At 31.6% G+C, this 25,854-nt stretch carries 16 protein-coding genes; 13 read left to right on the top strand and 3 right to left on the bottom strand.

The genetic code is table 11. From position 1 onward, the window contains the following. Positions 1–81: 81 nt before the first annotated feature. The 5 genes from QMG30_RS16235 (at position 82) to QMG30_RS16215 (ending at position 10,030) form a co-directional block, all read left to right on the top strand. Positions 82–1,005, top strand: coding sequence for a carbohydrate ABC transporter permease (locus QMG30_RS16235; RefSeq protein WP_281817197.1), 924 nt, complete (start codon positions 82–84; stop codon positions 1,003–1,005). A gap of 11 nt (positions 1,006–1,016) precedes the next feature. Further along, complete coding sequence (locus tag QMG30_RS16230) at positions 1,017–1,880, top strand: carbohydrate ABC transporter permease (protein ID WP_281817195.1); 864 nt, start codon at positions 1,017–1,019, stop codon at positions 1,878–1,880. A gap of 206 nt (positions 1,881–2,086) precedes the next feature. After that, entirely contained in the window at positions 2,087–4,366 is a 2,280-nt protein-coding gene (locus QMG30_RS16225; RefSeq protein ID WP_281817194.1) for a glycosyl hydrolase family 95 catalytic domain-containing protein, read from the top strand. Between the two features lie 61 nt (positions 4,367–4,427). Beyond that, positions 4,428–6,419, top strand: a complete 1,992-nt coding sequence (locus tag QMG30_RS16220; protein ID WP_281817192.1) for a DUF5107 domain-containing protein — start codon at positions 4,428–4,430, stop codon at positions 6,417–6,419. 95 nt (positions 6,420–6,514) lie between these two features. Then, entirely contained in the window at positions 6,515–10,030 is a 3,516-nt protein-coding gene (locus QMG30_RS16215) for a discoidin domain-containing protein (protein ID WP_281817191.1), read from the top strand. A 61-nt stretch (positions 10,031–10,091) separates the two neighbouring features. On the opposite strand, the gene QMG30_RS16210 is transcribed toward QMG30_RS16215, so the two are convergent. Continuing rightward, complete coding sequence (locus QMG30_RS16210; protein WP_281817189.1) at positions 10,092–10,961, bottom strand: AraC family transcriptional regulator; 870 nt, start codon at positions 10,959–10,961, stop codon at positions 10,092–10,094. A 116-nt stretch (positions 10,962–11,077) separates the two neighbouring features. Here QMG30_RS16210 and QMG30_RS16205 point away from each other — a divergent pair, with 116 nt between their 5' ends. From QMG30_RS16205 to QMG30_RS16190, 4 genes are all read left to right on the top strand, one after another. Beyond that, complete coding sequence (locus QMG30_RS16205; RefSeq protein ID WP_281817187.1) at positions 11,078–12,127, top strand: uroporphyrinogen decarboxylase family protein; 1,050 nt, start codon at positions 11,078–11,080, stop codon at positions 12,125–12,127. A 237-nt stretch (positions 12,128–12,364) separates the two neighbouring features. Next, a complete protein-coding gene (locus QMG30_RS16200; RefSeq protein WP_281817184.1) occupies positions 12,365–15,016 on the top strand; it encodes a glycosyl hydrolase family 98 C-terminal domain-containing protein in 2,652 nt (883 codons plus the stop codon). Positions 15,017–15,307: 291 nt separating this feature from the next. Continuing rightward, positions 15,308–16,327, top strand: coding sequence for a low-specificity L-threonine aldolase (gene ltaE, locus QMG30_RS16195; protein WP_281817181.1), 1,020 nt, complete (start codon positions 15,308–15,310; stop codon positions 16,325–16,327). A gap of 76 nt (positions 16,328–16,403) precedes the next feature. After that, positions 16,404–16,784, top strand: coding sequence for a VOC family protein (locus QMG30_RS16190; RefSeq protein ID WP_281817178.1), 381 nt, complete (start codon positions 16,404–16,406; stop codon positions 16,782–16,784). A 72-nt stretch (positions 16,785–16,856) separates the two neighbouring features. On the opposite strand, the gene QMG30_RS16185 is transcribed toward QMG30_RS16190, so the two are convergent. Together QMG30_RS16185 and QMG30_RS16180 are read right to left on the bottom strand one after the other, a co-directional pair. Beyond that, entirely contained in the window at positions 16,857–18,365 is a 1,509-nt protein-coding gene (locus QMG30_RS16185; protein WP_281817177.1) for a response regulator transcription factor, read from the bottom strand. An 18-nt stretch (positions 18,366–18,383) separates the two neighbouring features. Further along, the gene (locus QMG30_RS16180; RefSeq protein ID WP_281817174.1) at positions 18,384–20,105 is read right to left on the bottom strand and encodes a sensor histidine kinase; all 1,722 of its coding nucleotides are present in this window, start codon (positions 20,103–20,105) and stop codon (positions 18,384–18,386) included. 514 nt (positions 20,106–20,619) lie between these two features. On the opposite strand from QMG30_RS16180, the gene QMG30_RS16175 reads away from it, so the two are divergent. From QMG30_RS16175 to QMG30_RS16160, 4 genes are all read left to right on the top strand, one after another. Next, positions 20,620–21,945, top strand: coding sequence for an ABC transporter substrate-binding protein (locus QMG30_RS16175; RefSeq protein ID WP_281817173.1), 1,326 nt, complete (start codon positions 20,620–20,622; stop codon positions 21,943–21,945). Positions 21,946–22,052: 107 nt separating this feature from the next. After that, positions 22,053–22,937 (top strand): carbohydrate ABC transporter permease, encoded by an 885-nt coding sequence (locus QMG30_RS16170; RefSeq protein WP_281817171.1) that lies wholly within the window; start codon positions 22,053–22,055, stop codon positions 22,935–22,937. A 13-nt stretch (positions 22,938–22,950) separates the two neighbouring features. Beyond that, positions 22,951–23,793, top strand: coding sequence for a carbohydrate ABC transporter permease (locus tag QMG30_RS16165; RefSeq protein ID WP_281817169.1), 843 nt, complete (start codon positions 22,951–22,953; stop codon positions 23,791–23,793). A 56-nt stretch (positions 23,794–23,849) separates the two neighbouring features. Further along, positions 23,850–25,850, top strand: a complete 2,001-nt coding sequence (locus QMG30_RS16160) for an alpha-amylase family protein (protein ID WP_281817168.1) — start codon at positions 23,850–23,852, stop codon at positions 25,848–25,850. The last annotated feature ends 4 nt before the right edge of the window (positions 25,851–25,854 follow it).

The following is a 25,854-nucleotide window of genomic DNA, read 5'->3' as shown; positions in this document are numbered from 1 at the left end:
CTAGTTACTAATTACATAGTCATGCATTCTTATAATATTTTGAATGTATGACTAACTTTATATAAAATGGAGAATGATGATATGGGAAATATGAAAAAAAATGAAAGAAAAATGATTATTATGTTCATGGCTCCTGTGGTACTGATTTATCTTATATTCTTTTTATATCCAACTATTCGTACTGTGCATATGTCTTTTTATAAGGTAAAGAATCTTGCAAGTCCAGTAAATGAATGGAGCTTTGTTGGATTCAAAAATTATATGGACCTGACTAAGAATCCATTATTTGTTATATCTTATAAAAATATAATGGCAATACTTTTCATTGGTGGATTAGCAGTTTTCGTTTTAGCATTTTTGTTTGCTGTAGTACTGCAAAAGATGAAGACCAAGAAATTTTTTAGAGCGGCTATATATCTACCAAATGTTATAACACCAGTTGCATTAGTTGTTATGTGGACTCAATACGTATTTAACTCGAGATTCGGTTTTCTTAAGAATTTTTTTGGAGCTCTTGGACTTGACAGTCTTGCAGCTATACCCTGGACTTCGCCAGATTGGGCATTCAAATCAATGATGGTAGCTTTTTGTTTTGGGTCTGTAGGATATTATATGGTTATAATAATGGCTGCCATGGATAAAATACCTAAAGATTTTTATGAATGTGCTGATCTGGAGGGAGCAGGAAGTTTTACCAAATTCTTTCGTATTACATTGCCTCTAATGAAAGATATATTAAGAACCGCAATTACATTTTGGTGTCTAGGAGCAATTAACTTTTTCTTATGGTCTAGAGTTTTCAGTAGTTCAGGATTAGATCCAAAGACGCTAAGTCCAGCCAACTTGATGTTTAATATGATATTCGGTGGTAGTAAGACTCAGCAGGTAGCAGAACATATTAATGTTGGAATGGGTGCGGCAATAGGTGTGACTCTATGTGTATCAGTTATACTGGCTTTTGCTATTCTAAATGTCGTAATAAGCAAAGAAAAATATGAGTATTGAGGAGGCATATTATGCAGGAAAAATTAAGGAGATTCAAGTTATCTAATATCAAAAATATGTTTCCTAGATTTCTAGGGAGATTAATAGTTGTTGCATGGGTTTTATTTACGATAATAGTAATTGGATGGATATTCATTGCTTCCCTAAGTACAACGAAAGAGATATTCACTAATAAATTATTACATAGTGGATTGCAGTTCAAAAATTATATTAAGACTTTTCAACTCTATAATGTAGGCAGGTATTTTCTTAATAGTACTATATATACTGTGACAGCTTGTATTGGAGTCATTTTTGTAGCTGCGCCAGCTTCTTACATCATGGCTAAATATGTTTTTAAAGGCAAAAATGTTGTCAGGTTAGCTTATGCTTCCGCAATGGGAATACCTGCGGCAATGATTATGGTACCTATGTTTATGTTAGCGGGAAAATTACATATGACAGAATCTATCTTGACGCTGATTTTTATCTATATCTTTACATCAGTTCCTTTTACGATATTTTATTTGACAGGATTTTTCACAACGATACCTAATGATATACAGCAAGCAGCTTTGATTGATGGGTGCAGTCACATAAAAGCGTTTTGGAAAGTTATTTTTCCATTAGCTCAACCAGGTATTGTTACAGTTACAATGTTTAATTTCATCGGTATATGGAATGAATATCTATGGGCATTGATATTTGCCAGTAAAGCTGAAAAGAGGACATTAGCCATAGGATTACAGTCTATAGTTCAAAGCATGAGTGTTACTGGAGATTATGCTTCACTATTTGCAGGGGTAATCATTGTTTTCTTACCTACATTTATCTTATTCATCATATTGTCAAACAAGATAATGACTGGAATAACAGGTGGTTCAGTGAAAGGATGATTTTTTATCTAACATATGTACATTGATTATATAATTTTTATCTATAGTATTATTTATTAAATTATGTATAATGACATTAAAATCTATGTGCCAAATGATGAGTCATGAAAATTGGATGAGATATGTAATATTCAAAAAATGACCAGTACAAGATTAGTAAATTATAGGAGTACTATTGATAGAAGATATATGAGGAGAATAAAGATATGGATATTAAAAAAGAATATAAGGTACCAAAGTCATATTGTAATCTTAACTTTGATGAGCCTATATTGAATTGGGATGAAGCAATACCTTTGGGTAATGGTTTAACAGGTTGTTTGATCTGGGGAAATGGTTCACCATTAAATTTCAGTCTAGACAGAGGAGATTTATGGGATAAACGTCCAGCAAATGAGACTCTAAGGGATGATTTCAATTATAAGAAATTGATAGAACTAGTAGAAAACAAAGACCAGCAGGGCATTAGAGATTTATTTGATAACTGCTACAATAAACCAACTCCGACAAAAATTCCAGCAGGGAAAATAATATTGGACTATGGAAATGTAATCAATATAAGCAGCCATTTGAATCTTGAAAATGCAGTTACTGACATAAGTGTAATAAAAGAGGAAGAAACCTCTAACATAAAAAGTTTTATCCATGCTACCAAAAAGATAGGATTAATAACAATATCTAATTATGAAATGGTGAAAGAATTAAAAATTGTAGCTCCTAAGTTTGGAGTGAAATGTGAAAAACAAGATGCTTATGAGTATAGGAATGAAGATAAATTACATAGATCATTAAAAAATCTGGTATATCCTGAAGTTAAGTTATACGAGGAAGAAGATCTAAGATGGTTTGTACAGAAAACAGAAGAAGACTTAGAGTATGGAATAATATTAGGACAGAAAGTTATTTCTGATGATCTATATATTGTTTATAGTATTGGTTCAAGTATAGATGGTGAAAATTGGCTTGAAGACCATAAGAATAATATACGTGAAGCGCTAGAATCTGGTTATGATATTATGCTGGCGGATCACAAAAATTGGTGGAAGAAATTCTGGGGAAAAAGTTCAATAAATTTATATGATAAAGAATTGGAAAGAATGTGGTATTTGACCAATTATCTTTTTGGATCATGTTCAAGAAAAAATGCTCCACCTATGCCATTGCAGGGAGTATGGACTGCTGATAATGGTGAATTGCCACCTTGGAAGGGTGATTACCATAATGATTTGAATACACAATTAAGTTATCTCCATTACTTGAAAGCTAATCATATAGAAGAAGGTGAAAGTTTTATAGATTTTCTATGGAACCTTGTACCTGAAGGAAAAGAGTTTGCAAAAAAATTCTTTGATGCAGATGGTTTATGTTTGCCAGCAGTAATGACTATAGATGGTAAACCACTTGGAGGATGGCCCATGTACAGTCTGAACCTGACCAATCAGATATGGTTATGTCAATTTTTTCAACGACATTGGGAATATACAGGAGATGATGAGTTCTTAGAGAACAAGGCATATCCCTATTTGAAAGAGACAGCAAAATGTATGTTAAGATGGTTGAAACCCGGTAAGGATGGAAAATTATATCTTCCATTATCCAGTTCACCAGAAATTCATGATGATGAATTAGAGGCATGGTTAACACCTAACAGTAATTATGACCTGTCATTATTAAGATATCTATTTTCAACTTTGTATACTATGGCAGATGTCCTTGAATATGACGAAAAATCCCTATGGAAAGAAAAATTAGAATTATTGCCTGAGTTGGCTGTTAACGAGAATAATGTACTTATGCTGTCTCAGGACGAATCATTAAAAGAAAGTCATAGACATCATGGTCATGCAATGGCAATATATCCATTAGATCTTTTTAATTATAATCTAGGTGGAAGAGATAAAAAAATAATTGACAGCACTATTGAAGATTTAGAAAAATTAGGTAAAGGTTTTTGGGTAGGATTTTCATTCACATGGATGTCAAAATTTTACTCAAGACAGGGAAATGGTGATGCAGCAGCTTTTCAGTTGAAACTTTTCTGGGAAAATCTTTGTTCAGAAAATGGTTTCCATCTAAATGGAGATTACAAAAGCAAAGGATTGACTAATTGGCACTATAGACCGTTCACATTAGAAAGCAATATGTGTGCTGCTGATTCCATCCAAGAAATGTTGTTACAGACATTTGATAAAGTTATAAGGGTATTTCCTGCTATTCCATATGAATGGAAGAAAAATGGTGCTAGTTTCAATGATTTCAGAGGAATGAAAGGAATCTTGATATCTGCATCAATCATAAATGATAAAGTGGAATATATACATCTAAAAGCAGACAAAGAAGGTGAATACACAATCCAAAATAAATTTGATTCGGATTGTATTATTATCAAAAAAGAACATAATATCGAAAAAATCAATTGTAATGTAGGAATGAACTTTAAGATTAATTTAATGAAAGAGGAAGAGTGTACTATTATAGCTAAATAATTTTATTAAAGGTCTACAAAGCTTTAACAAACAAAATTGATAATTGAAGAGAGGAATTAAAATGAAACCATCACTTGTATTTACTAATTATTATTATGAATGTGAAGACTCTATCAAAGAATCTTCTGTACCATCAATTTGTGAGATGATTAATGTTCAAAACAAAGACGAACAACAAAATTTCTTATCAGAAGATGAAGGACTACATATAGGGTATGGTAAAATAGTAGGTTGTTTTCCTTATAAAGAGCAGAATCAGTATACTACTAATCTAAAAAAAAGAGAGGTAGCAGTAGCTGTTCTGGAAAATGATTATTTGAAGGCAACATTCCTATCAGAGTATGGGGCTAGGCTGTGGGAATTAATCGATAAGAAGACAGGAAAAAATCTGTTGTACACTAATGATGTAATACAACCTAGAAATCTGGCTCTAAGAAATGCATGGTTCAGTGGTGGAGTTGAATGGAATCTAGGGGTAATTGGACATTCACCATTTACCTGTGATAAGTTATATGCTGCTGAAACTACTAGAGAAGATGGTACACCAATACTTAGATTCTATGAATTTGAAAGGATACGAAAAGTGACTTATCAGATGGATTTCTGGTTAGAAGAAGATTCTAACATATTGTTCTGTAGAATGCGTATAGATAATAGAAATTCTGATATGATACCTATGTATTGGTGGTCTAATATAGCTGCTCCTGAATATGAACACGGACGACTTGTTGTTCCTGCAACAGAAGCATATAAAAATTCTACAAGTGGTGGTATAAGGAAAGTTCAAGTACCTGTTGATAATGAAGCTGGTTATGATATCACATTCTATGGAAACACTGTATCATCAGTAGATTATTTCTTTGATATTCCATCAGACACTAAGAAATACATAGCTAATGTCAATAATGATGGCTACGGCCTTTTGCAGTTATCTTCTGATCGATTACAAGGGAGAAAATTGTTTTCATGGGGACATATAGAAGGTTCTGATAATTGGCAAGATGTATTGACTAAAAATGCAGGAAAATATATTGAACTTCAAGCTGGTCTTGCGAAAACTCAATATGAATGTATTCCAATGCCACCTAATACTGTCTGGGAATGGATAGAATGCTATACAAGTCTAGATGCTGATCCAGATAATATATTCAACGAGTATGATGACGCAGTAAGAACCGTGGATGCTCAAGTAGAAAATATTTGGAATAAATATGATCTAAACGCTATGGTTACTGAAACTAAGGATTCAGTAGGAAAGAAAAAATTCAATCTTGTTCAGACTGCTAGTGGTTATGGTGCTCTAGAAAATATGCTTAGAGAGAAACTTGGTGAAATTTCAATAAGCCAACATCTGGAATTTTCAGTAAATGAAGATGTAAGAGATTGGTTGGATATTATGGAAATGAACACTTTTGCTGATAAAGACGTTGATATACCTCCAATAAGTTTTGTAGTCGGTAATGAGTGGATAGAAATATTAGAAAAATCTTCTAAAGGAGAAGGAAAAGACAACTGGTATGTATGGTATCAATTAGGGGTTATGTACAAGTATATCAACAAACTTGAAGAAGCTTTAAAATGTTTTAAGGAATCTTTGTTTCTAGAAGCAAATAAATGGTCTTATCATGGAGTAGCATACCTATATAATGAAATGAATGATATAGACAAAGCAGCAAAGTATGCAGTAAAAGCTATAGAGTTAGGTGCCGATGACTATTCATTATGTGAAAGTTGTATGAAGCTTCTATTAAATAATGAATTCTATGAACTTATAATTAAGACCTATGGAATAATAGGGGAAGAATTACAAAATAATAACCGTATTAAGATGTATTTAGCTTTTGCTTACGTTAATACAGGAAAAGTTGATGAAGCTGATAAGATGATGAATGAAGAAGAGGGATTAGATGTGGTTGATATTCGTGAAGGAGAAATATCTATCACAGAATTATGGGAACAAATATTCAAATTAAAGAATCCTGACGTTAAAGGAGAGGATATAAGAGTTCCTAAGAAATATAATTATAAGATGAAAGTTTACAGTGATAATTAGATTATAGAATATTTATGTAGAGGTATAACATCTTTAAATGTTTTATTTATTTTGGGGTTTTAATACAAATTTATATATTTTGGAGGAGAAGGTATATGAGAGATAGTATAATAGGTAAAAACATAAGGAAGGTACTTGTTTTATTACTAGTATTATGTATGATATCAAGTATTAATCTTAGTATATCCGAGGAAGTTCATGCAAGTGATGCAATATCTGATACTGATACCATTGTATCAACAAACGACTCTATCTATACTGATGATTTTAACGATAACAATATAGATAATCTTACAATAGTCAATAATCAATCGGCTAATATATATGGAAATGATGGATTTGTAAGACTTCTAGGAACTAGCGGAGATGCATTTGTTGTAGATAATGATTCAATGGATATAAAGAACGGTCTCTATCAATTTCGTATGAGACCATCTAAAGAAGCAAGATGCGGAGGTCTGTTCAGGTATACATCCAATGATACTTATACTTGGGTAGGTTATGAAAAAGATGGTCATTGGAGAATTAGAGAGACTATAAATGGTATTACTTGTGATGATATATATATCCAAAAAGATGAATTGACTCCTTATGATTGGTATACAGTAAGAGTAATATATGATGACAAATATATAAAAGTAACATGCAATAAAACAGTAGTCTATGAAGGTGAGTTAAATAATAGTGAACCAGCTGTCAGTGGTAAGGTAGGATTTGTTGGCTGGTCAGAAACTGATAACTTATTTGATGATATTCTACAGACCAATGATGCTATGGCTACAACCGATATCACAAATGATTTGATAACCGTGAAATTGGATAAATTCTTTCCACAGCCATTGGAGTATAGAATCAATAATTCACAAGCAATGCTTTTTGGTGCAGATGCACAGGAGCATCCTCAGATTAATATCAATGGTACTTCATATGACATTAATGTAACATCTCTTCAAACAGATGAGGATTCTGCAGATTATGATGTATATGTACCGGGATTTGACGTGTCTATACATTATACTTTCACTCTAGAAGATAATGCATTGGTTAGAAAGATTACTAGTATAAGTGGTAATGGAGAACCAAATGTAGAGACGATTAAAATTACAACAGCTATTATGAGAACTGTAGAAGAACAATCGGGAGCTTATGGCATATATACCTTTTTAGAAGGTAGTGGTCATACTATAAGAGATATCGCCAACAACGTTTCAGGTTTTCAAGGCACTTATGAATATACTGATTGGCCAATAATATGGAATGATAATGCTGTTGGAGCTGTCTATAACAATGTTTACGATTATCCCTTTGTCTTTGTTGGTAAAACTGGAGCAGATGGTAAAAGATGTTTAGCTATCTATGACAATCAGTATCATTATAGGGTTAAAGGTATTAAACCAGATCTAATGTTCGAAAGTAAAACCTATATCGGTAATGATACTAACAAAAATTCTTATGTGAATTGGGAAGATGGAGCTATATGGGTACGTGAACAGTTACCTCAGTTGCCAATAGAATTAAAGAACTTTTTCCAAAATGGAGGTAATTGGCATCAGGTTCATGGTGCGTTTCAAGATGAAAATGGTTCATTAGGAGCTTCCCAGATAAAAACCACTTATCCACAAGCTTTGGCTTTTATGAAACAAATCTATTACCAAACAGAAGGCTCTAATCAATTATTAGCATATGTTGGATGGAATGGACATGGACATGATGATGATTATCCTGATTGGAATCAAGTATTCAATCCTGGATTAGGCGGTAAAGATACAGCTGTAGAATATTATCCAAAAGTTAAAGAGTATAATGGTGAATTATCTTTCCATGTAAATGCAGATGATATGTATGAAGATTCAGCTGCTTATGATGATGATATCCTAGCTAAGAATAAATTCGGTAATAGAATTAAATCATGGCAGTATGGTTCATTACCAACAGCTTATGCAATATCACATTTTAAAGACTATAAAAAAGGTACTATGGATGCTAGAAGGAATCAATTTCTAGACAAATATTGGGAGCCATTGATAATATATCAAGATGTAATGCTTGTGAAAAATAGTCCTTATGATGGTTATTATGATGCAGAAGAAAGATTCGCAATGAAGATGCAAGCAGATGGTTTCAGACAAAGGGGAGTCTATATGGCTACAGAATATTATCAACCTTTGCATCGTAGAAACGGTATATTTGTATTTAAGAGTAGATGGGGAGATTCCAAAGTAGATAATTTCATTAATGAGGGACAAACCATATATGCTAAATATTATGAAGACTCCAATCATTATCCAGGTGCAGGTTACAAAGAGACTTGGGGTGTACTATCATCCAACGAAAGATGGGGAAATATGAATATAGATCTTAAAGATGATATAGTACAAGACACATTCATCTATGCTCTACCAGCAGCATATATGAGGAACTATAATGCATTAAGCTGGACTGATAATGATAGTGAGTATAAATTGACTTTTACGGATGATGTAATATCAAGATGGGATAAGGGAGAAAACGAATATAATCTTACTCATGGAGATGTTGTTATAGCTGATGGTTACGATAGATTTATTCCTTCACCTGATGGTTCAGAAAAAATATTCATCTTCTATGATGGTGCCAAATCACGTGAATGGACATTACCAGCTAGTTGGAGTGATTACTCGTTTGTTGACTTATATGAGCTTACAGAAAGCGGAAGATCATATATCAAGAGGGTACCGGTAATAAATGGTAAGGTTGATATATATGCAGAGAGTCATACTCCATACATGATTCTTAATGGAGGTGATGGTCAGCCAGATGTTGGTCCAATTGATTCTTCGTTATATCAAAATACTGAGTCATCTACTAATGATGGTTCTGATATATCTGATAAAGCTGTTGATGGAGATGATTCAACTTATTGGACTGCTGATGGAGTTAATGAGCAGTGGTTAGAAGTAGAATTTTCGCATGAGACTCAGGTAAATAGAGTACAGATTAAAGAGAATGGCAGCAATATAACATCTTATCGTATTCAATATTGGAATGGTAATGAGTGGATTGATATTTATAGTGACCAAGTTATAGGTGCATATGTAAATAAGTCGTTCCAAACAGTAAGTACAAAAAAAATAAGATTATATATAGATACAGCGGAATCTAATCCTAGTATTACACATTTTGGTACATTCAGTGATCAAAACCTAGTGATAGGTAAAAGTGTTAATGCATCATCAAAACATGATTATCTTTTCAGTAGTGTTGATAATTTTAGCTATACTTATCAAACAATACCAGCCTGTGCTATAGACGGAACAACTGAATCATTCTGGTCTGCTGATGGAGAGACTTCTGGGGCATGGTTAGAAGTTGATCTCGGTAGATTAATGTCATTTGACAGAGCGGTCATTAATGAGAGGGATAATGCAATAGATGGATTCCGTTTACAATATTATAATGGTTCTACATGGCTTGATGCTTACTCAGGTACAACAATAGGAAGTTCAATAGAGATAGATTTTGATAAGGCTCAAGGAAATAAGGTGAGACTATATATTGATTCAGCGTCGGCTGAACCTAAGATAGAGGAATTTTGTATTTATGATGTAGGTGGAATACAATATGATAAATAAATATTAATGATGAATGGGTTGTGGGTTATCCTACAGCCCATTCTATTTTTTAGGACTACTTTTATTTTCTAGTAGATAATTTTTTATAATCTTTTGGACTGATACTTGTAAATCTTTTGAAAACAGTTGCAAAATACTGACTAGAAGAAAATGATAAGGTGAATGCAACATCTGTTATTGTCATATCAGTTGAATTTAATAGAATCTTGGAAGTGCTGATTTTTTTTCTCAAAATATATTCATGAGGAGGCATACCGAATTGTTTTTTAAATTTAGTTTTGAATCGTGTTTCAGATAATCCACAAATGGCTACTAGTTCAGAAATACTGATGTTACTATAGATATTTTCTTCTATGTAGTCTGTTATGTTTTGCATAGTATTATTATAATAACCAGTATCATGAGTATTTTTACACTCTATTATATTAAGTAATAATTCTGAGACTAGGTTTCTGATGATTGTTTTTTTATATTGAACATTCATAAATGGAATTTGTATCAATTTATCAAGTATGTCAGCTATTTTTGTTGAACCTTTGAAGACTCTTTTTTTATCTATATTGATTAAATTGACAATATTATCTCCTTCAATATCTCCATACCCGATAAAATTATTTTTATGTTTATAGAGGTCTATAATGAAATAATAGAAATCAGCTTTATCTTCTGGATTAGACCCTGTACTATGAAGCTCATTATCATAAACGATAAAACATTCACCGCTTCTTACCATATAATCTTTATCTTTTACATTATATATCTGTTCACCCTTTACAATATATACTATTTCTATTTTGTTTTCATGAATATGTGAATTAAGAGGCTGTCTTGCTTTTATATAGTTTACTTTACCTAATGTAAAAGAAAAATCTTTATCTATAATTGAAAAATCCACAATACAACGTTCATTGACACTATTTTTTTTATTCACGAACAATCTCTCCTATATATTTTATATATTTGTATGATATTATAGCACGTTACTATTTTGAAAGAAAGTTATAGATGATTTTGATATAATGTATCAAAAAGCAGGAGGTAATTATTATGATTAATAAAATAAATTATCAAAAAGCGGTAAGATTTGAGAGACCTGAGTATATTCCTATGCAATTTCACATTAATGATTCATGTTGGCAGTATTATTCCCAAGAAGAATTATTTGAATTGATGGAGACACATAAATTCCTGTTTCCTGATTTTAAGAGACCAGAAGGAGTCTATAAACCTGTATTTGCTAATTGTGCACGTAAAGATCAACCATTTGTAGATGATTGGGGGTGTTTATGGGAAACATCCATGGACGGAATCACAGGTACTGTAACTAAGCATCCATTAGCTGACTGGGGAGCTTTTACAAATTATAAAGCACCAGATCCTACAAAATGTATGGGTATCGGTAGAATTGATTGGGATAAAGTAGCTGATGATATAAGGAAAACTAAGGAAAATGGAGACTTGGTTTTTGGAGGACTACGTCATGGGCATACTTTCCTTCAATTGTGTGATATCAGAGGTTATCAAAATCTTATTTTTGATATGGTTGATAATCATCCGAACCTTGTGAAATTAATTGATATGATTGAAGAGTTTAACAGTCATATAGTTAATAAATACCTTGAAATAGGTGTTGATGTAATGGGTTATGCAGAGGATTTAGGAATGCAGAAAGGACCTATGATATCACCTGAATATTTCAAGAAATATATTAAACCAAGTTATGAGAGATTAATGAAACCTGCTCGAGAAAAAGGGGTTATTGTTCATATGCACTCTGATGGAGATTTACATAATCTTATTGATGATGTTATTGATGGTGGTGTCGAAGTAATTAACATGCAGGATAATGTTAATGGTGTCGATTGGATAGTTGATAGGTTTGCTGGAAAAGTGTGTATAGAGCTTGATATTGATAGACAATTTGTTACTCCTAATGGTACTCCTGAACAAGTTGATGCACTTATTAGAGAAGAAGTAGAAAAAATAGGGAGTAAAGAAGGCGGTCTCATGATGATTTATGGACTTTATCCGGGAATTCCTTTGAAAAATGTTAAGGCGTTAATGGATGCTATGGAAAAGTATGCGTTTTATTATTAATTGACTCAACTTAAAAGGCAAGCTTTTTAATTCAGTAAATAAAAGATAAGAAATGTAAAAAAAAGCTCATATGTTCACTATCTATATTTCAATATAATTGAATTAGGAATAAATATTTGAAGATAGAGGTGATAATATATGAGCTATAATACTGTGTAACTATATGTCAATTCTAGTTTATAGGCCTTATACGATTACTACATAAGCAAGAAAAAATATAAAATATGGAGGAAATTCATGAAACGTATTATAAGTTTATCTATTATGTTAGTATTTTTATTATGTTCTATGACTTCTATGTGCAATTTTGATCTTGATGCAAGAGCCGAATCACCTCTTAGAAGACCTATATCGGAAGATAACCCATTATTTTTCTATAACCTATATTATGGAGAACAAGGACCTGATAATATTGAAGCGTTCTGGAATGTACTGCCTGATGATGTAAAAGACTATTTTGCTATCATGATCCTACCTGAATCTCCTTATGATTATACTGAAGTCAATAGGAATTGGATTGAAAGTATGTTGGACAAAGCGCAAGAATTAAACATTCCTGTAATCATTCAAAATGAAGCTTTCAATACTCATAGTAATATACCGAAGTCCTATTATTCACAGTTGTTTGATGACTATTCGGTACTTATTGGACTATGTTTCGCTGAACTTAGTGTAGCCAATCTAGGTGTAGTTACTCCAGATGCTAGCACAATACAGTCAATGAAAGATACAATTGATACAGTAGCAGAGAAGGGTGGCTACTTCATATGGCAGGATATGGCCACTTTCACGACACATGTTTTTCTGAAAGTTGGAGCTGATAATGACCTTTTCAACAAGTTCAAGGATAACAGTGAACATATTATTATTATGGATAAGCACAACGGTAAAAGTAAACGGTTTGTTACACCAGCGGCAGCAATGGGATTCTGGTTATCAGATTTAGCAGGTAATTGGGGTAGTAATTCAGAGGATTGGTTATGGGCTGAAGCAGGATATTCTAGGTTGTATGAAGAACCTGAATCAGTAATATGGACAGATATATTCAGGAAAGATGAATGGAAGAAAGTATTTACTTTTCCAGATGCCCAATATGGAGTGGATTGGTTACAGGATATGGCATTCGGGGCAAATGTTTTTTCGTTAGAATGTCCATATCATGGATTTACATCTATGGAATCTGATCAGTTGACACCAGCATTCAATAATGTTGTTCTACCATTGATAAGGAAAATGATCAATAACTCTATTATTCCAAGTAAACAAGAAGTATATGATAAGGTTAAGGTTGCATTCCATCCTAATGAACAGAAGCCAGGTTCATTAGAGGATGATGAATTCTTCAAGAAATTATATGGTGCTGATAATACTGAACATGAGTGGATGCCATCCAATGGAAGATATTTCGGAATACCCATATTACCGGTTCTATCAGGAGAAGAAGAGTTTGATGACTTTACCACTATTCTACATTCAGATAAGTATGATGGACATTTTCCTTCTGTATATGAGAAAGTCAATCTCATGAATTCAATCTATCCATCAATCGGAACAGGTGATTCATGGTTCGTGAATAATGACAACAACTGGTTTATTGCTAACCCACATGAAAATGAAGATATAGCTACTACATTTGAATTCCCTCTTAAAATAAATACATGTACAAGTCTAGGTGGACAAATAGCCCCTCATACTTTCGGTATTGTTGAAGAGAGTGAAGATTCTCTTGATATACATTTGAGCAATTACCGTATTGATGCTGAAACGGACGTATGGAATAATTCTAATTATGAATTCAAGAATGATATCAAAGAGTATGTACGTAATCAATATATCGCTAATCCTACAGATGATGAGTTGCGTGAGAGTATCATAATAATAAAAGGTGCTACTGATGGAGAACCTGTTATTTCAGATATTGTAGGAGATAATGGATTTGAGTATATTACAGATTGGGAGGAAGAGTTACAAGAGTATACTATAACAGTTAATCATAATGGACCTGTTGATATGACTATAGATGCAACTGGTAATAGTCCAGATTATACAAGTAAGAATATTGCTCCTTTCGCTCATGTAAGTACATCTAGTTATGAAAATGGAAGTAATATGGATGAATATGCTGTTGATGGTTTATCAGATACTAGATGGAATGCAGATCCTGGCGATAGGGTAGGTTCTTGGATAAAACTTGAATTTGATGAGGAAGTGACTTTCAATAAAGTAGTCATAAGAGAATTCTTGGATAGAATGAAAGGCTATGATCTTCAATACTGGGATGGTTCTCAGTGGAATAACATCAATGTTGAAGTAGATGTTTCTGATTCCATACATACCCTTGATTTCGATTCCATAACTTCCAACAAAGTAAGGTTATATATGACTGATACCAAGAAAGATTCTAATGGATGGGGAAGTGAACCATCAATATATGAATTCGAATTATATAGTGAGAGTGATGAGTTACCTGTAAGTGAATCAGGTGAAAATCTTGCAACAGGTAAAACAGTTGCTTGTTCAAGTATGCATAACAATGACTATTTCTATGATCCTAATAATGTAACAGATAATGATCTTATGTCCAGATGGAATGCAGCAGGTGGCACAGGACCTGGTGAATGGCTTGAAATTGATTTCGGTGAGCCAACTGAATTTAATAAAGTTATATTAAAGGAATATCTGGACAGGGTTACAGGTTATAAGTTGCAATATCTAGATGGTGATGAGTGGGTGGATATAGTTGAAGATGCAACTATAGGACACTATTGTGTCAACATATTTGACCCTATAGAGTCAAATAAATTGAGATTATATTTTACATCATCCAAAAAAGATTCTTATGGTTGGGGTAGGGACCCATCAATATATGAAATAGAAGTATATAATTAGAATTAGTCACATCGTTGAAATAGTTATATAACTATAGTTAAAAAAACAAATAGGGATACAACAATAAAAATCCAATCTAGCTAAATAAGCTGGGGCGGATTTTTAGTACTATAATAAGGTAATTATGTATCTTGTTAACAGTTATAAATTAATATATATAGGCTCATGAAGTTAATGTTTTTATTAAATTAACTAAAACTATGTTTGGAAATATTTAATAATAGATTCATATGTCAGATAGTAAGAAATGATGTTATAATATATTTTAATATGACAAGGGAGGACAAGAGTATGATTGATTTAAGAAGTGATACAGTAACTAAACCTACAAAGGAAATGAGAGAAGCAATGTATAATGCTGTTGTGGGAGATGATGTTTATGGTGACGATCCTACAGTTAATGAATTAGAATCATATGCAGCAGAACTTGTTGGTAAAGAAGCCGCTATCTTCGTACCAAGCGGAACTTTTGGAAACCAAGTATCTCTATTGACACATTGTAATCGCGGAGATGAAGTTATATTAGGAGATGACTGCCATATTGTTCAACATGAAGTTGGAGCATCATCTGTTATTGCAGGTGTTCAACTTAGAACTCTAAAAAGTGATAGAGGTATTCTTGATGTAGCTGAAATAAAAAGTAAAATCAGAGAAGAAGACATTCATTTTCCTAAGACAGGACTTATATGTGTTGAAAATGCACATTCTAATGGTAGAGTCATACCAGTAGATGTTTTGAAAAATATATATGCTGTTGCACAAGAAAATAATATACCAGTACATTTAGACGGAGCAAGATTATTCAATGCAGCTTGTACACTGAAAACAGAAGCAAAAGAAATTGCTAAGCATTGTGATTCCGTTATGTTCTGCTTATCAAAAGGACTATGTGCCCCTGTAGGTTCTATTGTAGCTGGAAGTAGAGATTTTATTGATAAAGCCAGAAAGAACAGAAAATTAATGGGTGGAGGATTACGTCAATCAGGAATACTAGCAGCAGCAGGATTAGTTGCGTTGAGAGAAATGACAAAACGTCTACATGTAGACCATGATAATGCGAAATTATTAGGAGAAAAACTTAATGAACTTGATAACGTTAATGTTTTTCTCGAAGATACTCATATCAGTATGGTTTTTTTTGAAATAACTAAAGATATCGATTATAGGCATCTTGTTGATTACTATAATGATAATGGAATAAAAGTTAATGGACCAGAAAATGGAGTCATGCGTTTTGTAACCAACAACGACGTTAAAGAAGAAGATATTGATTATATAGTTGAGTGTACAGATAAATATCTTAACAGATAAGTATTATGGGAGAAACAATCATCATATCAAATGATAAGTATATGATAACTCAAAGAAAAGAAAGGTAGGAATAATTATGAAATTGGAAATTAATATGGTGGTAAAGGATGCAAGAGAAGCAGCTGATTTTTACAAAGATCTATTCGGTGCAGAGATATTATTAAAAACAGATTTGGATAAAACACTTAATGAAATGATAATGGTTGTAGGCGATACTGAAATCAGAGTTCTAAATGAGAATAATGAGTTTGGTTTGGTAGCCCCATCCGAAGACGTTCCCAGTTCAATGTGGATAAATCTTTTTGTTGATGATATAAATAAACAGTGTAAGGTTGCTGAAGATTCTGGTTGTGTCATTATTTCACCAGTTACAGAATTCCCGGAGAGCAATGCCATAAATGCAGTATTCAGGGATATATACGGGCATATATGGGTAGTCAATCAAAAGATGAACTAATGTGAAACGCCGTTGGGAAGAATCCCATTCCAACGGCGTTTTTATTTTCTAACGTGACATTTCTTGTAGGTATCAAGAGAAATTCTTAGGTGAACAACCATGAATTTTCTTGAATTTTTTACTGAAATAAAATACATCAGAATATCCTACCATCTGAGAAATTTCAGTAATATTGTATTTATCCGTTCTTAAAAGTTTCTTGGCATGGTCCATTCTAAGTTCTGTTATATATTGCAGAATGGATTGACCTGTAACTTTTTTGAATATACTTCCGATATAAGTAGGGGTGAGGTCAATATAATTGGAAATCTCTGATACTGATAATGATGGATCAGTATAATTTTCTTCAATATATTTAATTATCTTACTGACCATAGATGTATTAGAAGGTTTTTCATGATTAACATACTCCAAGCATTGATCAGTATAGGTAAAAACGATTTCCTTCAAATGTTCTAGAGAATAATCTTCTGCAATTAATTCTTGAACAAAACTATTTATGCTCTTGTTAGAATTAACTTGATCAGGATAATTGATTTGTAATGTTACAAATATCTCCGTTAATGATAATATAAGGTAATCTTTTGAACCGCTTTTGCTTATATTCGTGAATATATCGTTGATTAATTTTTTGAGGGCATTATTATTCTTAGAATTTAAGCATAATAACAATTTCTTACGTATGGCAATAGATTTATACTTATTATTAGGCTTAAGCTTATTGCTTATTATCATATTATCGTTAATAAAATATCTTTGGTAAAGTTGATTCCATACTAATTTATAATTCTTGGTCCAGTTCTTTCCGATAGGTATAATGTCTCCTATAGAAATAAAAACTACGTTAGTATCAGTTATGAAATGGGAAATGACTGATTTTATGTTATTAAGTGTAATTGCATCTTGGCTTTTTATTATCAACTGTAATATAGAAACTGATTCATTTTCTTTAAATGACTCAATAGATATATTTTCATTATTAAATTTATTAATGTTGCGTAGTAGATAATTAATAAAAGAGGCTACATATATATCGTGGTTTCCTGGAAAGAAGATGCCTATGAATTGAACATATTCATAATTATTGAATTCCTTATATTCTTTATATAGTTTTTTCACATTATTAAAATCTAAAATGGTGTTATATATATTAGTACGTTTCTGAAATTTATTATAATCATATATTTTCTGCTGTTTTTCATTAACCTTTAATATAGTTTCTTTGCATGTGTTGAGTGCTTCATTTAATGTTTTTTTATTTATAGGTTTTACTAGATAATCTTCTACTTTGTACTTAACTGCTTTTTGAGCATAATCAAAGTCATTATATCCTGTTAAAATAATAATTTTGGTTTTTATGTCATTGACCATAATATATTCTGCTACTTGTATACCAGATTTTATGGGCATCTTAATATCTAAAAGTAGAATATCTACTTGATTGTTTTTTATTTTATTAATGACTTCTTTACCGTTTTCAGCTTCACCAATAAATTCTAGACTAAGTTCATCCCAGTCAATTATTTTCTTTAATCTTTGTCTTATGAAATATTCATCATCCGCTATCAGGACTTTTAACATAAGAAAACCTCCCAGCTACTATGTTTTTTCTCTCTTCGAAATAGTTACAGTTACAGTGCAGCCTTTCGTAGGTTCACTATTGATATCAAGGCCATAATCATTACCATAATAGAGTTTGACTCGTTTATCTATGTTGATGATACCAAAACTATGGCTATCTTCACTCCATATTTTAGCTAAACGTTCTTTGGTTATGCCTATACCATTATCTGTAACAGTAAATATTATATCATTATCAGATTCTGATACTGTTATTTCTATAATACCTTTACCTTCAATTTCTTTTATACCATGATAAATACTGTTTTCGACTATTGGTTGTAAAAGTAATTTGAGGCAGGTGTGATTTTTTAATGATTCAGGACAATTAATAGTATATTCGAATTTATTATAATATCTAATCAACATGATATGTAGATAAGATTGTATAATAGATAGCTCATTACCGATAGTTATGAAAGAACTTCCTTTACTTAATATTTCACGATAGAATTGTGATAGATTCATAACTATATCTGTAAGTTTATCTTTTTCACCCACTTCTGCCAAAGAACATATATTATCAAGGGCATTGTATAGAAAATGTGGATTGATTTGTTGTTGTAATAAATCCAAAGATAATTTTTGTTTCATTTTTTGCTCTTTTATTAAATCATTAGTCAATTTTGATTGGGCTGTAAGCATTTTGTTGAATTCATGATATAAAAAACCTATTTCTTCACCTACATCTGGTTCTTGCATGGGTTCCCAATTACCTTTTATAACGTATTGTATATGCCCAATCAGCTTATGAATTGGGGAGGTAATGGTTTTTGATATTCTATGTGAAAATATAATAGCTAATATTATACCACACAAAGCAATAAGTGCAGAAATAAATATAATGGTATAAAAAGGTTTCAAAAAGAAATTTCTATTTATCTCGTGCATTATATACCAATCTAATTTTGGAAAATACTTATAAAAAACAATATGATCATCAATAAATGTATATCCAGAAGATTTATCATCTATAACGTCCAAAAAATTAATATAGTATTGATAAAGTTTATAAAATCCGTCAGTACTTTGTACTAGACCATATTGATTAAGTATAAATTGGTTCCCATAGCCATGTTTGGAATTATAGCTGTATATATCTGATATTGCAGTTTCAGGAATAGAAATTTCAATATAGCCTAAACGTTGTCCCAGTTGATAACTATAGAAGCTCTGCAAATAGGATAAAACATTTATTGTGTCTTTAACCAAGTAAGGAAGCATTTTCTCTCTAGATATCCATGAAGTTGTAGTTATATCAATGCCATCTATATCTGGAGAAGTTGCTGATGTATCAGTCGTAGCCAGTAATTTTCTATCAGCACTATAAATTGATACTGAGTGAATGAATTTAGTTGATTGTATGATAGTATCAACTCTGTTTTTTAATGCTATAGAATCTAGATAGGTGAATGTTTCTCCTTCTTCATTATATTTACTGGTTATTTCTTGTACTATAGGGTCAACAGCTATAGTTTTACCAAAATTTTCAACAGTAGTAAGTGAGAAATCTAGCTGTTTAGATATATAATTAAGTTCATTTATTGATGAAGTTGTAGTCAAGTCGAATTGATGACTTACAATGATAATTGAAGTTATTATAAATATAAGAGAAATTGTTATGGCTGAAGTCAAGATGATTCCTAAAAATATTTTAGTGTTAATTGCTATATTATGTACTTTGTTTGTTATTTTAGTCATTACCGATACCACCTTAATAATTATTTAAGACAATTGCATAATTACCTTCCGCTGATTTCAATAGCACCATATGTTGGATTGCATCTACTATTATAATCTACATATCGTGCTTATAGAATTAAATTAGGAATTATGAAATTATCTCATTGAATCTGGGTAAAATATAATAATTACCTTAACTTAAATTATAAAAAAATATTATAAAAATTAATATGATTGAAATATTAATGAGTAAAAAAATTATTAACTTTTAACATAGCATTACTGTATTAAATTAAAGCCATACAGCTAATGTTTTAAGATTGATTTTGTGCATGTTGACAAAGTAAAGTTGATTTATAAGTATAAATTATGTAAAAACACTATAAGTATACATGAAACATATTAAAATGTAAAAAATATATAGAAAAAGTACAAAAGATATTGAAAATGTCTATGGCTGTATTGTGTAATTTTTGATATCATACAGTTGCGATAATTCTTATAAAACAAAATTTGACAAGGGGGTACAGCTATGAAAAAAATTATTGCATTATTTTTAATACTGGCAATGGGTTTAAGTATAACTGCTTGTGGAAGTAAAGATACTACAGAAAAAGATACATCTAACGGTTCTAATAATGATAAGGTGGAAATAAGATTACTTACAAGATCAGCAGGACCTAGTATGTCAGCACAGATTTTCAGAGATATTCTAAAGGAATTTGAAGACAAACATCCGGATGTGGTCATTATTGATGAATCACAAGGTGATGAATCATCATTCAACAACAAGTTGAAAACAGATATGGCATCTGGAACATTACCTAACATTTTTAGAATTCAAGGAGTTTCTAATCTTGGTGAATACATTAAAAATGGTATGATAATGGATATGGCTCCAATTTACGAGGAAGATAAAGAGTGGAGTGAAGGTCTTACAGAAGGTGCAGTAAACTACTATAAGGTTCCAGGTTTTGACGGAGCTTATGGTGTACCAGCTGAATCAGGATTAATAGGAGTTTTTTACAACCAAAAAATATTTGATGAAGCAGGAATTGATAAATTTCCTGAGACATGGACAGAATTAAAAGATGCTATTGCGAAGTTGAAAGATATAAATAAAATTCCATTAGCATTAGGTGCAAAATCAACTTATATGGCAGGTCATTTACACAATAATATTCTATACAAATGGTTAGGCGCAGATGCACCTAAAAAACTTGGTGATAGATCAATGAAATGGACAGATGAGGAAGTTGTTGAAACATTAAGTTACGTTAAAGAGCTATATGATTTGGGTGCTTTCCCAGAAGGAGTTGCAGGATTAAGTGATGATATAGTCATTACTCAATTCTTGAAAGGTGAAGCTGCAATGATTATAACAGGACCATGGAATATTAATAAATTCACTAGTGAAGAAGAGACTGAGTATTATAACGATATCAAGATTGCTAAATTCCCATATTTCGAAGAAAAACCAGAATTTAAAGATCATGATATGCAGTCTATTAATCCATTAATGGTTAATGGTAAATTAGAAGGAAAAGAAAAAGAATATACTATAGAGTTATTAAAAATGCTTACATCTGCTGATGCAGCTAAAAGATATGCAGAAGAAGCACAAAGTATATTCCCAAGAAATAATATAGATCTTGATGAAGGAGCATTGAGTCAGTTGTTCCAAGATGTTGTAGAGTTAAGTGGAACATCTACAGGAATCGCAGTTGACGTATTCGACTTTGATCCATTAGCTTCAATGCAAGACAGAACTAGAAATTCAATTGTAGGTATGTTTGTTGGTAATACACCACAACAAGCTGCAGAAGAAATTCAAGCAGAAGTAGATAAATCTAACTAAATAGAACTTAATCAAAACTATTATATAAAAATACAAATACAAAAGAGAATTCTTAAAAGGTTATTAACCTTGGAATTCTCATTTGTATATATGGGAGGGAGAAAACATTGAGAGCAATAAAAACCAAGAAAGATGGAACTAAGATATTATTGTTTTTGATTCCAGCTTTATTAATATACCTACTATTTATGGTAATACCTATGATTGGTGCAATTTTCTTTTCAACATCTGAATGGAATGGGATAAAAGGATCTCCGATTAATTTTGTTGGTCTTAAGAATTATATATCAGTTTTTCAGAGTTCAGCTTTTATTCTATCTCTGAAAAATATGGGTAGGATGGTTTTCTTTAGTGTATTATTCCATACACCTATAGCTTTATTGTTGGCTGTAGCGATAAATGCAAAGTTTAAAGGGTATCGTTTTTTTAAAGCAGTATTTTTTGTGCCGACAATATTTCCTTTAACTGCTGTTGGATTATTATGGTATTTCATATTTATGCCTAATGGATCACTAAATCATTTATTAACTAGTATAGGCTTAGAAAGTGTAGTTACAAGTTGGTTGATTAATCCAAGTACCGCAATAAATACAATTATTTTCGTTAATATATGGGCAGGTATCGGATATTATATGGTTATTCTGTTAGCTGGTCTTACTACTATACCTAATGAAGTATATGAAGCAGCTTCTATAGACGGAGCTTCAAGTTTCAAAAAATTCTTTCATGTAACAATTCCTATGTTGAAACCTATTATAAGCATGTGTATATTGATGGATATAATCGGAACAATAAAAGTTTTTGACCTTATATTTGTTATGACGGAAGGTGGTCCAAATGGACTTACTAATCTACCGACAACATTGATGTACTATGAAGCCTTTAGGTATGATAATTATGGTGCAGGTAGTGCTATAGGAGTTATTATATTATTGATTGCACTTGTCCTAACATTAGGTAGCAAATGGATAATGAAAAAAACGGAAGCGTGATGGGGGTGAAGAAATGAAGAAAACAAAGAAATCAAATAGTTCTATGAAAAAAGTTGGAGTATACATTTTCTTGATAATGATGGTGTTAGTATTTATAGGTCCTATGGTGTTTACACTGTTATCATCACTTAAAGGTAATGTAGAGATTTTTGATAATCCATTTGGATTACCTAAGGAATTTTTGATAAGTAATTATATTACAGCTTGGAAAGAAGCGAATATGGGAACTTATTTTCTTAATAGTATTTTAATTTCTGGAGCAACAGTTGGTATATTGGTTTTTGTATCAACTATGGCAGCATATGTGTTAGCAAGATTCAAATTTAGATTGAACAAATTCTTAGGAATATTTTTCTTATTGGGAATGATGATTCCAATGCATACTATACTTGTGCCAGTAGCATATATTATAGGAGCTTTTAATCTGAAAAATAATATTTTCGCCCTTATTTTACTGTATGTAGCTTTTTCATTACCATTTAGTATATTTGTGCTTACATCTTTCATGAAAGGTATAAATGCATCATTAGAAGAGGCTGCAATTATTGACGGAGCAGGTTATTTCCAGATTTATTCTAAAGTAATGTTACCACTTACAGTACCTGCTATTTCAACAGTTTCAATATTTAATTTCTTAGGTGCTTGGAACAATGTATTATTCCCTCTTCTATTCATTAATGATAATAAATTAAAACCTATTTCGTTAGGACTACTTAACTTTAATGGTGAAAGAGGTTCAGAATATGGTCCTTTGATGGCAGCAATAATAATTACTGTTTGTGTACCGTTCATCATATATTTACTATTCCAAGAAAAAGTAGAAAGTGGTTTGGCAGCAGGTGCAATAAAAGGATAGAACGTGTATAATAATAGATGAATATAAGTATAGATAAATTGAATGGAGGGTATTTTATGAAAGATTTAAGATATAGACAAGTACATTTGGATTTTCATACAAGTGAGTATATTCCTAATGTAGCGGTTGATTTTGATCCAGATGAATTCGCAAATACATTGAAAGATGCTCATGTCAATTCAATAACGTGTTTTGCAAGATGTCATCACGGGTATCTATATTATCCATCTAAGGTATGGCCTGAAATGATACATCCTAATTTAACTAAAAAAGATTTGCTGTTACAACAAATAGAAGCCTGTCACAAAGTAGGAATAAAAGCTCCTATTTATACAACTGTTCAATGGGATGGTCATGTAGCAAGGAACCATCCTGAATGGTTGGCAGTAGACGATGAAGGAAAACATATAAACAGCCAAGATGTTGAAGAACCTCATTTCTACTATACGATATGTCTCAACAGTGGATATAGACAATATTTCAAAGATCATCTACAAGATATTATTGATGTGGTAGGTATTGAAAATATAGATGGTTTTTTTATGGATATCCTATTTAAAGTTGATTGCAACTGTCCAAAATGTGTTGAGAAAATGACTAACTTAGGCTTTGATTCAAAAGATAAGACTGATAGAATTTCCTATTCACTTGAAATGCTACATGAATTCAAGACTGAGATAACAGAGTTCATTAGTAAAAGAGTACCTGATGCAAGTATATTCTATAATAGTTCCCATGTTGGACCAGCATTAATAGATAGTTTAAATGAATATACTCATCTTGAATTAGAATCTCTACCAAGTGGAGGTTGGGGATATATGCATTTTCCTACAACTGTCAGATATGCAAGAAACCTAGATAAAGAAATATTAGGTATGACAGGAAAATTCCATACTTATTGGGGAGATTTTCATTCACTTAAAAACAAGGCAGCTCTTGAATTCGAATGTTTTCAAATGCTTGCCCTTAATGCAGGTTGTTCTATAGGTGATCAGCTTGACCCTAGAGGCAGATTATCAGAAGGGGCATATGACTTGATAGGTCATGTTTATAAACAAGTAGAAGAAAAAGAACCATATTGTATAGGGGCTAAGGCATTAACAGAAATAGGGGTTATGACTCCTGAAGAATACTATAAACCAAAAGATCATGACCTAGGACTTCCACCTTCATTAGTTGGAACAGTAAGGATGTTGCAAGAACTATCTTACCAATTTGATATTATCGATAGTAATACTGACTTGCAAAAATATAAACTTATAATTTTACCAGATGATATAGATTATTCAAGTAAACTTGAAAAAACATTGAAAGAATATACAAGTAAAGGTGGAAAGGTAATAGGAAGTTATCATTCATGTCTGGATACTGTGAACGGCAGAAGTGATTTATATGGTGTATCTTATGTGAAAGAATCTCCATATTATAGAGATTTCATATTACCTAATGATACCATTGGAAAAGATCTGTTCCAAGAAGAATATGTTATGTACTTAAGAGGGGCAGAAGTTATATCAGAAGATAGCACAGTACTAATGAACACCATAAAACCATATTTCAATAGAGAAGGTAAAAAATTCTGTTCTCATCAACATACACCTTCTTCAGGTGAAATAGGAAGGCCAGCGGTGACAAGAAAAGATAATATAATATATTTTTCTCATCCAGTATTTAAAATTTATAGACAATACAGTCCTATATGGTGTAGAATTATAGTTAATGATGCAATAAAACTTTTATTAGAAAACAAATATATAGAGCATGATGGACCTTCTACAGTGCTTACAACGATTAATAGACAAAATAATGAAAATAGAGATATCGTTCATGTATTACATTATATCGCAGAGAAAAGAGCGGAGAATCTATATACTATAGAAGATATAATACCACTATCCAATATATCATTTAGAATCTACATTGGAGATAAGAATGTTAAGGATGTATATAATATCTCTAATGAAATCAGTATTGCTTATGATGAAAAAGATGGGTATATCACATTTACAGCTAATAGTATAGAAGGACATGAGGTGTTCTGTATAGAATACAACTAAGATT

It is taken from the genome of Vallitalea longa, assembly GCF_027923465.1.
GTDB lineage: Bacteria > Bacillota > Clostridia > Lachnospirales > Vallitaleaceae > Vallitalea > Vallitalea longa.
Note: the sequence above shows the minus strand (reverse complement) of the source record. Positions and strands in the feature narration are given on the sequence as shown.